Origin of the sequence: Paenibacillus tundrae, assembly GCF_036884255.1 — a bacterium.
Classification (GTDB): domain Bacteria; phylum Bacillota; class Bacilli; order Paenibacillales; family Paenibacillaceae; genus Paenibacillus.
On record NZ_CP145605.1, the window covers coordinates 2921148 to 2935500 of the forward strand.

13 protein-coding genes and 1 other annotated feature are annotated in these 14353 nt (G+C 45.3%); of the genes, 9 read left to right on the plus strand and 4 right to left on the minus strand.

All coding sequences use genetic code 11. The annotated features are described in order from the left end of the window. Positions 1 to 32 precede the first annotated feature (32 nt). A complete protein-coding gene (locus V6W81_RS13155; RefSeq protein ID WP_056692111.1) occupies positions 33 to 623 on the minus strand; it encodes a biotin transporter BioY in 591 nt (196 codons plus the stop codon). 112 nt (positions 624 to 735) lie between these two features. Here V6W81_RS13155 and V6W81_RS13160 point away from each other — a divergent pair, with 112 nt between their 5' ends. The 4 genes from V6W81_RS13160 (at position 736) to V6W81_RS13175 (ending at position 4585) form a co-directional block, all read left to right on the plus strand. After that, positions 736 to 1578: an ATP-binding cassette domain-containing protein gene (locus V6W81_RS13160; RefSeq protein WP_056692108.1), complete on the plus strand. Its 843-nt coding sequence runs from the start codon at positions 736 to 738 to the stop codon at positions 1576 to 1578. Beyond that, positions 1575 to 3356 (plus strand): ATP-binding cassette domain-containing protein, encoded by a 1782-nt coding sequence (locus V6W81_RS13165; RefSeq protein WP_338543626.1) that lies wholly within the window; start codon positions 1575 to 1577, stop codon positions 3354 to 3356. Before V6W81_RS13160 ends, V6W81_RS13165 begins: the two co-directional genes overlap by 4 nt. Positions 3357 to 3454: 98 nt before the next feature. Further along, positions 3455 to 3748: a hypothetical protein gene (locus V6W81_RS13170; protein ID WP_145409359.1), complete on the plus strand. Its 294-nt coding sequence runs from the start codon at positions 3455 to 3457 to the stop codon at positions 3746 to 3748. A 264-nt stretch (positions 3749 to 4012) separates the two neighbouring features. Continuing rightward, positions 4013 to 4585, plus strand: coding sequence for a GNAT family N-acetyltransferase (locus V6W81_RS13175; protein WP_338543627.1), 573 nt, complete (start codon positions 4013 to 4015; stop codon positions 4583 to 4585). Between the two features lie 125 nt (positions 4586 to 4710). Here the strand turns inward: V6W81_RS13175 and V6W81_RS13180 are convergent, their stop codons facing one another. Then, on the minus strand, positions 4711 to 6270 hold the full coding sequence (locus V6W81_RS13180; protein WP_338543628.1) for a sensor histidine kinase: 1560 nt from the start codon (positions 6268 to 6270) through the stop codon (positions 4711 to 4713). Beyond that, the gene (locus V6W81_RS13185) at positions 6270 to 6953 is read right to left on the minus strand and encodes a response regulator transcription factor (RefSeq protein ID WP_056692096.1); all 684 of its coding nucleotides are present in this window, start codon (positions 6951 to 6953) and stop codon (positions 6270 to 6272) included. The genes V6W81_RS13180 and V6W81_RS13185 overlap by 1 nt, the downstream gene beginning before the upstream one ends. Positions 6954 to 7131: 178 nt before the next feature. Between V6W81_RS13185 and V6W81_RS13190 the strand changes: the two genes are divergently transcribed. From V6W81_RS13190 to asd, 5 genes are all read left to right on the plus strand, one after another. Next, positions 7132 to 9336 (plus strand): ArnT family glycosyltransferase, encoded by a 2205-nt coding sequence (locus V6W81_RS13190; protein WP_338543630.1) that lies wholly within the window; start codon positions 7132 to 7134, stop codon positions 9334 to 9336. A gap of 91 nt (positions 9337 to 9427) precedes the next feature. Next, positions 9428 to 10414, plus strand: a complete 987-nt coding sequence (locus V6W81_RS13195) for a glycosyltransferase family 2 protein (RefSeq protein ID WP_056692090.1) — start codon at positions 9428 to 9430, stop codon at positions 10412 to 10414. Then, positions 10407 to 10856 carry a GtrA family protein gene (locus tag V6W81_RS13200; RefSeq protein ID WP_338543633.1) on the plus strand — a complete coding sequence of 150 codons (450 nt, stop codon included), beginning with the start codon at positions 10407 to 10409 and terminating at the stop codon, positions 10854 to 10856. Before V6W81_RS13195 ends, V6W81_RS13200 begins: the two co-directional genes overlap by 8 nt. Beyond that, a complete protein-coding gene (gene galU / locus V6W81_RS13205; RefSeq protein WP_338543634.1) occupies positions 10846 to 11718 on the plus strand; it encodes a UTP--glucose-1-phosphate uridylyltransferase GalU in 873 nt (290 codons plus the stop codon). The genes V6W81_RS13200 and galU overlap by 11 nt, the downstream gene beginning before the upstream one ends. A gap of 98 nt (positions 11719 to 11816) precedes the next feature. Then, positions 11817 to 12101 (plus strand) — a binding site (T-box leader). A gap of 169 nt (positions 12102 to 12270) precedes the next feature. Next, positions 12271 to 13356: an aspartate-semialdehyde dehydrogenase gene (asd, locus tag V6W81_RS13210; protein ID WP_145409352.1), complete on the plus strand. Its 1086-nt coding sequence runs from the start codon at positions 12271 to 12273 to the stop codon at positions 13354 to 13356. 64 nt (positions 13357 to 13420) lie between these two features. Here asd and V6W81_RS13215 read toward each other — a convergent pair whose 3' ends face one another. Beyond that, positions 13421 to 14272 (minus strand): aldo/keto reductase, encoded by an 852-nt coding sequence (locus tag V6W81_RS13215; protein WP_338543636.1) that lies wholly within the window; start codon positions 14270 to 14272, stop codon positions 13421 to 13423. Between the last annotated feature and the right edge of the window lie 81 nt (positions 14273 to 14353).

Consider the following 14353-nt stretch of genomic DNA (forward strand, 5'->3'; position numbering starts at 1 on the left):
CAAGTGTAAGTATGAAAGAGATACGGAGCAATTTACGCGTCTACTTTCACAACAGATGAATTCATCTGTCCCGTCAGGCGCTGTGGAGGAAAGACCATTCGAACAGGTGCAATGATGATGACCGCAAACAAAGCCTTGATTAGATCGCCGATAATGTAAGGGTAGAATCCTTGAATCATGGCCTCAGTAAAAGACATTTTATATTGATACGCGAGCCATGGTACACCAGAGGCGTAAATCAATAATGATCCGAACAATTCAAGTACAATGAACGCAAGGAAGTAACTGACGAATCCATTCAGCTTAATTCGCGCAAGAAATAGACCAATGAGCATTGCGGAGAAAGGCCACATCCATACATATCCGCCTGTTGGACCTAGAATAACCGCCATACCTCCTGTACCGTGAAGCAGAGGAAAGCCAATCGCTGTGAGTACAACGACAAGCGCGATACTCAAGAATCCATAGCGTGGACCGAGCAGCCCTCCAGCAAGCATCACTGCAAGGGTTTGCAGTGTAATGGGTACAGGTGAGAATCCGATGGGGATACTAATATAACCAAACAGAACAAGTATGGCTGCCATAAGGGCACTAAAAACAATTCCACGCAAAGATAATTTCATGTTTGAACAATCCTTTCAATTTTGCTAATCTTATTGTTAACCAACAATGGAGATCTGGTTAACAATTCGGATCGTATCACAAAAGAATCAAAAGGGGAAGGACAAAATATCAATGCAAGATGGAACAACTTTAATTACACTGGACAACGTCCGGGTTTATTATGCTTCATCGCCTGAGAAAGTTCGAAAAGCTGTTGATGGTGTATCATTGCATGTTCATAAGGGAGAATGGATCAGCATTGTAGGAGCCAATGGCAGCGGGAAAAGTACAATTGCTGGGCTGTTAATCGGTTTTACACCACTTTCCAGTGGATCAAGACTAGTTGAACCAGATGTTACTATTCGTGGGGTGCTGCAGCATCCAGATGCACAGGTACTTGGAGATACCATAGAAGAAGAGTTTCATTTTGCGCTATCCTCGCTCTCCGTGTCTGCCGAAGAAAAGCGTAGACGCAGAGAACAAGCTTTACATATCGTAGGACTTCAGATGTCACCCGATTCAGCCATTGCACGGCTATCTGGTGGTCAGAAGCAGCTCTTAAATATTGCAGTGGCGCTTGCGGCTAAGCCGGATATCTTAGTGCTAGATGAGCCAACGGCAATGCTTGATCCTGGTGCTCGTGAACGGATTGAAAGTATAGTTGAGCAGATTATCCAGCAAGGAACCGCTGTAATTTGGATTACGCATCATTTGGAAGAAGCGACCTTATGTGATCGAATTATTGCCATGGACAAAGGGGGCTGTGTCTATGATGGTGACCCGGTTGCGTTCTTCTATACACCTGAGGTTGAAGGGGATGCATCGAGGAAAGTAGAGACAACATCCGTTTGCCGCCAGTTAGGGCTCGACCCACCATTTACGGTGAAGACCGCACAGCTTCTTAAACAACAAGGAATGCTTTCCCAAGCGACACCTCTCCGACCTGAGCAGCTTGTAAGGGAGGTAAGTTCTTGAATATTGAGTTAGATCATGTGAGCGTCGAAGGTGTAGAACTTCATCAACGGAATTTAATTCATGATATATCTATCACGCTACGCAGTGGAGAAATTACGCTGCTATTAGGTCGGACTGGATCAGGTAAAACGACAATACTGCAGATGTTGGCTGGTCTGAAGCCTCCAGATCAAGGGGCAATTCGACTTGGAGATGAGCTGATCTGGCAGCAAGGTAAGGTTTCGCAGTCGATGTTGTTACGAATGGGGATGGTGTTTCAATTTCCAGAGCAACAGGTTTTTGCCCGGACAATTCAGCGAGAATTCGCTTATTCCATGCGTCCTTATCGGTATACCGAGAGTCAGCAGAAGCAATTAATCACACAAGCACTTGAACAGTGGGATACTGCAAAAGGTCAAACAGATTCACGGCAATTCGACCTGGATGGATCTCCGTTTGCGTTGAGTGGAGGAGAGCGTAGACGGCTGGGGCTTGCCTTGGGAACTGTAGTTGATCCTGAATGGTTATTGCTAGATGAACCGAGTGCTGGGCTAGAAGCAAGTAGCGTTGTATTACTATTGGATGCTCTTGCTCAACATCGACTGGATGAACGAGGAGCAGTGGTAGCAACGCATGATCTGGACACGTTTCTACCTATAGCAGACCGGGTTTTGATACTGCAAGATGGCCAGCTGATAGCGGATTTGACGCCAAGAGAGCTTCATGCGCAGCCTGAGCTTCTGATCCAGGTCGGAATGGGTCTGCCGCCTTCTATGCAATTAACGCAGCAATTTGCGGCAGTGGGGGCAGCACTGTCATCGACGGCACTAACACCAGAGGCGATGGCAGCGAGTATAATCCAAATGAAGGCAGAAGGACAGGAAGTGAGGAATAACACTGGGAAGTCTGCTTCAACTGGTAATGAGTCTACTAAACACCAGATGTATACTCAATTGAATTCGGAGACTAATGAAGGTAATGAAGGCACAGCGAGTGTCCCTGTTCATTCAGCGACAAACAACTACAATCAATACATTCATTCGAATGGGCTGTATCGTGTCATGGATCCACGTTTGAAATGGATATTGTATATTTTGTTAGTGACGGCAACGATGCTACAGCATCGCTGGTGGGGGCTAACGCTAACGTTAGTGCCTGTCGTGTTTGCACTTGGAATCTTACCCCGTCAGGCACTTGTAAGTTGTATGAAGTTAATGAAACCGCTGCTGTTCTTTTTCATCATTTCTACCGCTTTATCAGGAACAACACTCTCCACAGCAAGTGGAAGTTTGCAACTGGGTTTCTCTCTTATTCAGGCAGAAGCTACACTGCTTAATGTATATCGTTTGTTTATCGTGACCCTTGCGAGTCTATGGTTCTCACTAACAACACCTTATGGGCGGATGGTGGAAGGCTTGAATTGGGTGCTGGCAATCGGACAAAAGATCAAGTTGCCTGTTACTTCGTTTGCCCTGGCTGTGTCTTTAATCTTCCGTTTTATCCCGATGATCTGGAGTGAATGGCAGCGATTCTCGCTCATTGTACGCGCACGAGGCAAAGCTGCAATAAGACCTAAGACAGTACGTGTACGTGACCTCGGACCAATGGTTATACCACTAATTATGTCCTTGTTCCAACGGGCAGAGGATATGACGATTGCAATGGAGATGCGAAAGGTTAGAGAGAATTATCGTGTTGGATCAACAACTTCCTTACTAAAGTGGTCTAAACAGGATACGTGGATTGGTGTAATCGGACTACTGATTTTTATAAGTTATATTTGGATTCGAGACCTCTAATGATTCTGTGACTTCCTTATAAAACATGCATAAATTTTGTACTGCTTGATCAATCTAATCATGCTTTGACTAGTTCGAAGCGGATAGGAGGTTGGACAATGAAGGACAAATTTTTGCAAGAGGATCGACAGGAATCAACAGATCTATCTACCGTAGAATCCCAACGAAATGATCTGTTTCTTGAAGAATTCCCGGAGGGGCCGTACGGATCATCACTAATGTCAGAATCACTGGGGAAAAGCTCGCCTTGGCGGGTGGATCAGAGAACGGCACATCGGTTTGACTATGAGAACCATGAGCTTCACGAAGGTGATATTAGAGATTACCCAGGTCAGGATGTATTTGATGAATCCGTACCTGATAAGGTTAGTAGACCTCAATATCCAGAGTAAATACGTTTAAGTTAGTCTAATTCATTTATAAATGATAGGCCTCCGGCATGATGGTTGCTGGGGGCTATTTTAGCCTATAGAGGTGGTTCAAAAAGTCCGCCTTCTTGGTACTGAAAACCGACCTTTTTGAACACGCACATATAGATGAATTCCACAAATTAGGTTAAAATTGCTGTAGTTAGGAGGGGCGTCATGAGAGAAATTGGCTAGTGTTATCTATATAGACTACATAAATTTAATTTGTGAAATAGAGAGGAAATAACAATGCATCATAACGAAATGTTAAGTGAGTTAACGATTGAGTGTCAGGATATTTATTTGCGTGAGTATCGACTTGAAGATCTGGATAAATTACAAGAGATCACATGGCAGCCAGAAGTTTACGAATTTCTTCCAGGATGGAATGCTTCGGCCGAAGATCGGGCGCATTGGTTGGCTGAATACGAGATTCCAGAAAATCAGAAGTTTAAACAAGCCGTCAAGGCTGGGGGAGACATCGGCTCGCTCTATCTACGATTGGCTATCATTCATAAGGAAACGGATGAGTTTGTAGGCTGGTGTTGCTCAGGGATAAAAGAAGAGCTGCCCGAGCCTAATCGAGAGATTATGTACGGCATCTCCAAGAACTATAGAAACCGTGGCTATACAACACAGGCCGTTAATGGAATAACGCAATATTTGTTCACTCATACAAATGTGGAATTACTACATGCTATTGCATTATTAGAGAATGCTGCTTCCAATAAAGTCATACAGAAATGTAATTTCAACTATGTAGATATCATCGAAATAGACCATGAACAGTACAATCATTATCAGAAGGTAAAGGGTTCGTAAACGTTTATTTCGTACATTACTAATGTGTTGCTTATAAAATGATTAACCCCAAGAGGCTCTAATGGATTTAGGGCTCCTTGGGGTCTTGCTTATTCCAGCAACCAACTAACTAAGCGATCGATATGTTATGACTTGGAAACAGTAGTAGGTTTGCTTTCTTTACACAGGGGCAATGTAATTATGAAGCTTGTTCCAATGCTAACCTGGCTATACACATTAATGTTCCCACCATGTGATTCTACGATGGAACGAGTAATGGCAAGACCGAGCCCTGCACCACCTTCTTTTCTGGAACGGGATGAACTGGTTCGGTAAAATCGCTCAAAAATATGATCAATGTGCTCTGGCTCAATGCCCGTACCGTTATCCTTCACGGTCAGCTCTGCCACATCCTGATTCGCAAAACATGTAATTGTGATGAAACCGTGCTGCGGATCGGTATGCTGTACAGCATTCTGAAACAGATTTAGGATGACTTGCTTCAGCTTGTGAGGGTCACCAACGATATATAACTTAGCTGTCAGCTCCAGATGTACCTTTCGATCCTGAGCCATCATGACGAGTTGCGGCTGCATTTCATATAAGAGACCATCCAGAGCAATGACCTCTTGAATTCGTTCAGGTGCTTGATCTAACTTGGTTAACAGCAGCAGGTCTTCAACTAATTTGTTAATTCGCACAGACTCACCATACATGCTGCTCAGAGCGCTATTCAACTGTTCACGATTGGTTGCTGCCCCGCGCTGGAGTACCTCAATGAACCCGTGAATAGACGTGAGGGGCGTACGCAGTTCATGAGAGGCATCGGACAGGAAACGCTGCATTTGTTGCTTGGATTCTCGTTCTGCTTCGAATGAATCCTCCAAACGTTCAAGCATGCCGTTAAAAGAAAAAGCTAATTGATCAATCTCCTGTTGTCCTTGGATGACAGGTAATCGTTCACCTAAACTGCCGGCATCGACACGCTGCACGGTCTCCACGATGTTGGATAATGGATGTAACGTCCGCCGAAGAACCTTGGCATACAGAATGAGGCCTGTAATCATGGCAAGCAGAGATAACCCGACGAAAATAAGTAATTGTCTCATCACTAAGTCGTGTATAGGCTGAGTAGCTACACCCATCTGAACCATAGGTGCCGCTCGATTACGCGGGCCGGGTGAGGCAAATACGATGAGCTGTTCATTGCCCTCGTTGTCTTTCACCAGTTGATAGGGCACATGTTCGTGAGCGTTTAACCGATCTGCTATGTCTTGATAAGCAGCTGCAGTTAGGCGAGGGGAGGCTAACCCATCCTCACCAAATACATCTTCATACGTTGCATCTTTATCAAAAAGAGCCAGTGAACGATCTGGAATATACAACAAACGGTTATTAGACCCCCGTCCGTCGGATGAAGATTGTCCGCCAAAGGGCAGATTTGAAGCTCCGTTACGTGCTTGCACACCAAGCCAGACCGGCGGCATAGACATCAGTTGTTCTTCCATCGTCTTAGCCTGGTTACGATAGAGGAAGCTTTCCATAATCCAAAACTGAAGAATACCAATGAACAACAACAGAGCGGCTAACACGAATAGAGAGCGGGTGAGTAACTGTGAGCGTAGAGAAGAGTTTTGCGAGAATCGTTGATGCAGCTGATGGAAATAACAGTATTTTGGTTGCGGTGCTGAGGTTGGAGCCGCCATTATAGATCAACCCTATAGCCGACGCCTCGGAGTGTACGAATGAGCTTATGCTCTTTATCCCCGAGTTTCTCACGCAAGGAACGAATATAGACCTCTACGATGTTCTCTTCTCCGCCAAAATCGTAACCCCATACTCTGCTTAAAATAGTTGCTTTACTTAGAACAATGCCATGATTCGTCACAATAAATTTTAATAGTTCATATTCTGTCGGCGATAACTCGAGCACACGATGGTCATAGGTAATTTCTTTACGCAGATCATCAATGCGGAATGCGCTGTATGTGACAGCACCCATTAAGAGTGGAAATTGATTACGTAGCCTCGCTTGAATTCGAGCAAGCAGCTCATCGAACGCAAATGGTTTAATCATATAATCATCAGCACCAAGCCACAAACCTTTGACTCGGCTCTCCACTTCATCCTTGGCAGTCAGCATAATGACCCCGACTTGAGTACCTGTCTTGCGAAGTCGCTCAACCACCTCGAATCCATCGATCTCTGGCATCATTACATCAAGAATGACCATATGCGGTTGGAATTCATGTGCAATCTCGAGCGCTTCTGCTCCGTGTTCTGCCGCACGCACCTCAAATCCTTCATTTCTCAAACCAAGCTCTAGAAACTGTAAAATATGTGGTTCATCATCAACAAGTAGTATTCTGATGCCTGTACTAATTTTCATAGGTGGACGATCTCCCCTTATTCACTCCTGTTTATATGCACTATTATGACTCACGAAACTGAAAATTAGCTGAAAGGTTGGTGGGTTATCCTCAGGCAACATTCAGCGGGCACTCATCCCAAATTTATTTTGGCATGTCACAATACTAGACATGAACAATCTAAAGGAGTGATTGAGTTTGAATATTGCTAAACGAAGGATTGATTTTGTCCTTCTACCGATTGTAATTCTTGCAGCAATCTTGAACGCATACGGCATCTGGAACGATCAATATGCCAATTCCTATTATACGACTGCAGTGGGGAGTATGCTGAGAAGCTTCCATAATTTCTTCTATGCATCCCTTGACTCGGCTGGTTCAGTAACGGTCGATAAACCGCCTGTTGTTTTTTGGATTCAGACTGCATTTGCTTATGTATTCGGACTGCATGGATGGAGTGTGATCTTACCACAAGTCCTTGCAGGAATTGGTGCGGTACTGTTGATCTACTTCATTGTTAAGCCTTCTTATGGACTTGCAGCAGCACGAATTGCTGCACTGGTCATGGCGACAGTACCCGTAGTTGCAGCGGTCAGTCGGACGAACAATATTGATAGTATGCTCGTGTTTACTTTGCTGCTCGGATCGTGGTTTCTATTTAAAGGTGCAAAACAAGGTAGTTCATGGCGAATTTTGATGGCCTTTGCGCTGATCGGACTTGCTTTTAATATGAAAATGCTTCAGGCCTATATGGTTCTTCCGGCATTTTATCTGTTTTACTTGCTCGCTTTTCAAGCGAAATGGCGAAAGAAACTGCTCTTGCTCGTGGGGAGTACAGCTATAATGGCGGCTATTTCCTTGTCGTGGGCGGTCACTGTTGATTCTATTCCGGCTGATGAACGACCTTATATCGGCAGTAGTGAAACGAATTCGGTGCTTGAACTTGCCTTTGGTTATAACGGTCTGTCCCGTCTCACTGGTAGGCAGAATACTGCAGCTAATACGGGTATGCCTGACGCATCGAATGTAACCAATCCCCAAAGAGACAGGGGCGATTCGACATCGGTACAGACATCGAACCCGCGCGGCGGAACGAACGGTAACAGCGGAATGAACCTCCCACAAGGAAATGAGATGCCCAATGGCTTCACTATGCCTCAGGGAGGATTCGGTGGTGGAGGAGGAATGGGTGGCATGTTTGGCACAGGTCAGGCAGGGCCATTACGTCTGTTCCAAACCGAACTATCTGGTCAAGCTAGCTGGTTATTACCGTTGGCTCTATTGGGTTGTATTGCAATTATGACAAGCTTAAGGCGAAGAAACGGCTCGAATCAAATGAAAGAAGCGATATTCTGGCTGGCGTGGTTATTACCGGTAGCGGCATTTTTCAGTGTCGCAGGATTCTTCCATCAATACTATCTGATCATGCTTGCGCCTCCAATAGCTGCATTAAGTGGTGCTGGGTTCGTAGCAATGTGGAAAGCGTACCAGGAACGAACCGGTTGGCGAGCTTGGCTATTGCCGCTATCTGTGCTATTAACGACTATCTTCGGATGGTACATTATGCAGCCTTTTGACGAAACCATTGGTGCAGGATGGTCAATCAGCGAGCTGATCGCTGGAATTGTGGTGACAGTTGTTTTGACCGTCATGATGAATCGCACGCATCCTTGGAAACAGGCACTGGTTGTCGCAGGTTTCATGGTTACCCTGATCGGCCCTGTGTATTGGGCATTTACGCCAATTACATATGGTGGCAATAGTATGATCCCAGCCGCAGGTCCTACCGGTTCCAATGGCATGTTTGGAGGCATGACTATGGGTGGTAGACAGGGTGATCGCAACAATGCAATGACTCCACCGAGTGGGCAAGGAGATATAGAGCAACAGTCTCCATCTTCGACTGGTGATTCGAGCCCGAATAATTCAAATACCGGAACACCCTCATTTATGGAAGGTGGCATGAACGGTATGGGCAGTGCACAAGGTATACCTACTGGTGGTGGACGTGGCGGCTTTGGTAATCGTAATGAAGAGATAGACAGCACGACTCTTCAGTATTTGCGAGAACATAATACAGGTGAGACTTATCTGTTTGCAACGTCAGATTATAATCAAGCAGCCCCATACATTATTGACGAGAATGAAGCGGTCATCACATTAGGCGGTTTCTCTGGTTCCGATCCAGTGTATACAACAGAGCGATTAGAACAGCTTGTGAAGAGCGGACAAGTGAAATACTTCATGATTGGCGGAGGAATGGGCGGCCGTGGAGGTAACTCCGAGATTACGAACTGGATTATGGAGCATGGGACGGAAGTACCTACATCCGAGTGGAGATCCAATTCAGATGAAGGTGGCGGCTTCGGTAATCAGTCTACGTTATATGAAGTGAAATTGTGAGCTTACAAACGAAATGAACGTTAAGGAACAAACAGCGAGGGATCTGCCCTGGAGAATATAGACGTGTAATGATCAAAAGGAGGGAACGAACATGAGTAGAGCCATTCACTACAGTGTCATCATCCCGATGTACAACGAAGAAGCGGTCATAGAGGAAACATATCGCCGTCTGAAAAAGGTCATGAGCAGTACAGGTGAACCCTACGAGCTGTTATTTGTCAATGACGGTAGTGTGGATCGAAGCGCTCAGATGATTCGGGATTATGCGCGTTGGGACGAAAGTGTGAAATTGATTGATTTTGCCCGAAATTTTGGGCATCAGATCGCGATAACAGCAGGCATGGATTATGCAGCTGGATCAGCAGTAGTTATCATTGATGCTGATCTTCAGGATCCCCCTGAACTTATCATAGATATGATCGCTAAATGGAAAGAAGGCTATGAGGTCGTCTACGCCCGCCGTACGAGACGAAGCGGGGAGACTCGCTTTAAGAGGTGGTCCGCAAGCCTGTTTTATCGTGTACTGCGCGCTTCAACGGATACGGATATTCCCGTAGATACAGGAGATTTTAGGCTGATTGATCGCAAAGTATGTGATGAGATGAAGCGACTTCCAGAGAAAAATCGATTTGTGCGCGGCTTAGTGAGCTGGGTAGGATTTCGTCAGACGGCGATTGAGTACGAGCGGGATGAACGCCTAGCTGGAGAGACGAAATATCCACTGAAGCGAATGTTGAAGCTTAGCCTGGACGGTATTACGTCCTTCTCCTACAAACCACTTAAGATTGCGGGGTATGTGGGAGTGATTTTATCTATCGTTGGATTTATCTATATGGTTAGCGTCATTGGGTCTGCTATCTTTACAGATTCGACTATGAAGGGTTGGGCTTCCATTGTCAGCATCATGCTGATGTTTAATGGGTTCATTCTCATTATGTTGGGTATTCTTGGTGAGTACGTTGGGCGCATCTACGATGAAACGAAATCCCGTCCGTTATACATCGTGAGAGATGTGTATCAGATGGAGACAACGTCCAGACAAGGACATCTGACAGGCAGAATTGCACAGCATGATTAAGCGATTCACGACGATATTCAAATTCGGTATTGTTGGCATATTGAACACAGGAGTCGATGCTGGAGTATTTGCGATTCTTGCTTTTGTAGGTATGCCGGCGATGGTTGCCCAAGCGATATCATACAGTTGCGGGACAATGAACAGCTACTGGTGGAATAATCGGTGGACCTTCCGTGATGTGAAGAGTCAGGCTCAGCGTATACGAATCGTACGATTCGTGATTGCCAATCTGTTCGTTTTAATATGGTCATCCTTCATTATATATGTAGCCCATAGCTTGTGGAGCTGGAATCTTATGAGCAGTAAAGTGGTAGCAACGCTGCTTGGCATGTTGATCAACTATCTTATTAGTCGGTATTGGGTGTTCAGATCATCATCTGAGGCAGCTAACGACGTATCCATTGGAACAAATGAAAGGAGAGATCATTTCTATGAGAATTAAAAAGGCGGTCATTCCTGCAGCCGGTCTAGGTACACGATTTCTACCAGCGACGAAGGCTCAGCCGAAAGAAATGCTGCCGATTGTAGATAAACCAGCTATACAGTATATCGTAGAAGAAGCGGTACAATCCGGCATTGAAAATATCATCATTGTCACGGGGCGCAACAAAAAATCCATTGAGGATCATTTTGATAAATCGGTTGAGCTTGAGCAATCATTATACGCCAAAGGGAAACAGGCCTTGTTAGATGAGGTGAGAGCGATAAGTGAGCTTGCAAGTATTCATTTTATCCGGCAAAAGGAACCGTTAGGATTAGGTCATGCGATTGGATGTGCACGTCAATTCGTTGGAGATGATCCATTTGCCGTGTTGCTAGGCGACGATATTATGGTGTCCGATCCGCCTGCATTGGCACAAATGGTTCGTCTATTCGAGAAAACGAATAACCAGATTATCGGTGTACGTTCTGTGCAGACAGCAGATGTGGGCAAGTATGGGATCATAGCTTCGGAGGGGGCTGAGCATGGTGTTCATCGGGTTACAGATCTAGTCGAAAAGCCCTCCATTGCTGATGCACCCTCTCGCACGGCTGTGATGGGACGTTATATCCTTAAGCCATCCATCTTTCCCATATTAGATCGGATCGAGACTGGAGCAGGCGGAGAGTATCAACTAACAGATGCTCTAAAAGAAGTCAGCCAGGAGGATGATCTGCTGGCATTGGAGCTTACTGGTCGTCGGTACGATATTGGAGATCAATTCGGATACATTCAAGCTATACTGGAAATCGGCTTAATGCGCCAAGAGTTACAGCCCATGCTGGCTCCCTATCTACGCAGCCTTGCAACGCAGTGGGCATGATCATTTGGGAGAAACTAGATGTAGAATCTGTCGTTTTTAGACAAATAATAAAAAAGTGTTTACTTCATAACCGATCTTTTGATATTATAGTCGCAATATCAAATGCATTGAAGAGACGAGTAGACTAAAGTATTCTTTTGGCAGAGAGCTCCGGTAGCTGAAAAGGGGTAAAGAATTTTTGGTTGAATAAAGACTCAGAGCAGCACATCGGAACTTTATGAATCTGTAAAGGGATGGTGTGACAGGAGCTCCTGTTACAGAGCTAGAGTATAAGTAGGCACACGTGCATTGCCGTTGTCGTTCTTAACTCAAAGAAGAGGCTAGTATGGCGACATATTGGCGAATCTGGGTGGTACCACGAGTGATCCAATCTCGTCCCTGAGACTTCGGTCTTGGGGGTGGGATTTTTTTGGTTTTTCCAGCGTGAAGTTTACACGTTTTGGTAATACCTGAATAGGTTTTAATAAGGGAAGAATCACGGCGTCAGAGCAACCAATTAACGAATATCAGAGACCCAACATTCAACTTACACCGAAAGGAAATGATGATATTATGTCAGCAAAATTGAAAGTCGGCATTGTCGGAGGGACAGGAATGGTAGGTCAGCGTTTTGTGGATCTGCTTAATGGTCATCCATGGTTTGAAGTAACAGCAATCTCAGCAAGTGCAAACTCCGCAGGTAAAACCTACGAGGAATCGGTTCAAGGTAGATGGAAACTGACAGCTCCGATCCCCGAAGGTGTTAAACATATTGTTGTTCAAGACGCTTCCCAAGTCGAAGCATTCGCTAGTCAGGTTGATTTTATCTTCTGTGCGGTTGATATGAAGAAAAATGAAATCCAAGCGCTTGAAGAAGCTTATGCCAAAACAGGCACACCTGTAGTGTCTAACAACTCCGCTCATCGCTGGACAGCAGATGTACCGATGGTCATTCCTGAAATTAACCCAGGTCATCTGGAAGTCATTGAAGCGCAAAGAAAACGCCTGGGTACTTCGACTGGATTCATTGCGGTGAAACCGAACTGCTCTATTCAAAGTTATGTACCAGCACTTCATGCCTTGCGTGAATTTGGCCCAACACAAGTCGTAGCTTCCACATATCAGGCAATATCGGGAGCAGGCAAAAACTTTACAGACTGGCCAGATATGCTGGATAATGTCATTCCTTACATCGGTGGCGAGGAAGAGAAAAGTGAGCAGGAGCCACTTCGCATCTGGGGTAGCGTTGAGAACAATCAGATCGTGAAAGCATCTGCACCACTGATCACAACGCAATGTATTCGTGTTCCAGTAACCGATGGACATTTGGCTACAGTCTTTGTTAACTTTGAGAATAAACCAAGCAAAGAGCAAATCTTGGAGCGTTGGTTACAATTCAAAGGTCGTCCGCAAGAACTGGCTCTGCCAAGTGCACCAAAACAGTTCATCACGTACTTTGAAGAAGAAAACAGACCACAAACGAAGCTGGATCGTGACATCGAGCGTGGAATGGGTGTATCCACAGGTAGATTGCGTGAGGATTCCCTCTACGATTACAAATTCGTTGGACTGTCCCACAACACACTCCGCGGTGCGGCTGGTGGTGCGGTATTGATTGCTGAGTTGCTCAAAGCTGAAGGTTACATTCAGCCGAAATAATTCGGAAGCAAATTGTTATAGAAGAATGAAGAAAAACCATCACTTGGTGATGGTTTTTTGTCGTTTACAGATCAACCTTTAGATTGCCCAGCATTTTGGCAACTTCAGGATCATCGACTGACATGAAGAGACTTTCACGGGCATCAAGTGTAGAGATAGCTGCCATATCCTCCGTGGTTAATTCAAAATCGAAAATGTTAAAATTCTCGATTAGACGTTCTTTGCGGACTGATTTGGGGATTACAACAATTCCATTCTGCACTAGCCAGCGCAGTACAACCTGAGCCACCGTTTTATTGTGTCTATCCGCAATTGTGGTCAGAAGCTCATTGCTAAACAAGTTGTTGCGACCTTCGGCGAACGGTGCCCACGATTGATGCTGAACACCATGTTCTTTCATAAAAGCAGCATTTACGATCTGCTGTTGGAATGGATGGGTTTCAATCTGATTGACTGCAGGCACGATTTCGTTATGAAGGATAAGATCCATCAAACGGTCAGGCAGGAAGTTACTAACGCCGATTGCCTTAATTTTGCCTTCGCGGTACAGCTCTTCCATTGCACGCCATGCGCCATAGTAATCACCGAAGGGCATGTGAATCAGATACAGGTCAAGATAATCAAGCTGCAGCTTCTGCAGGGATTTGTGGAAGGCGAGCTTGGCACTTTCATAGCCTGCATCCTGAATCCAAAGTTTCGTTGTGATAAATAATTCTTCCCGTGGCACACCGCTGCGCCGAATTGCCCGTCCAACAGCCTCTTCATTCATGTAACCCGCAGCGGTATCGATTAGGCGATAACCGGCCATCAGTGCTTCATATACCGTGTTCTCACATTCTTCAGCATCAGGGACTTGATACACTCCAAAGCCGATGATTGGCATGTTCACGCCATTGTTCAAGGTTACAGTTTGCATATAGATTCCTCCTAAGGATATTGTGAATTAACTACAAATGATCAGATTACATCACCCGAGTGTCAGGGCGCTGTAGAAGGG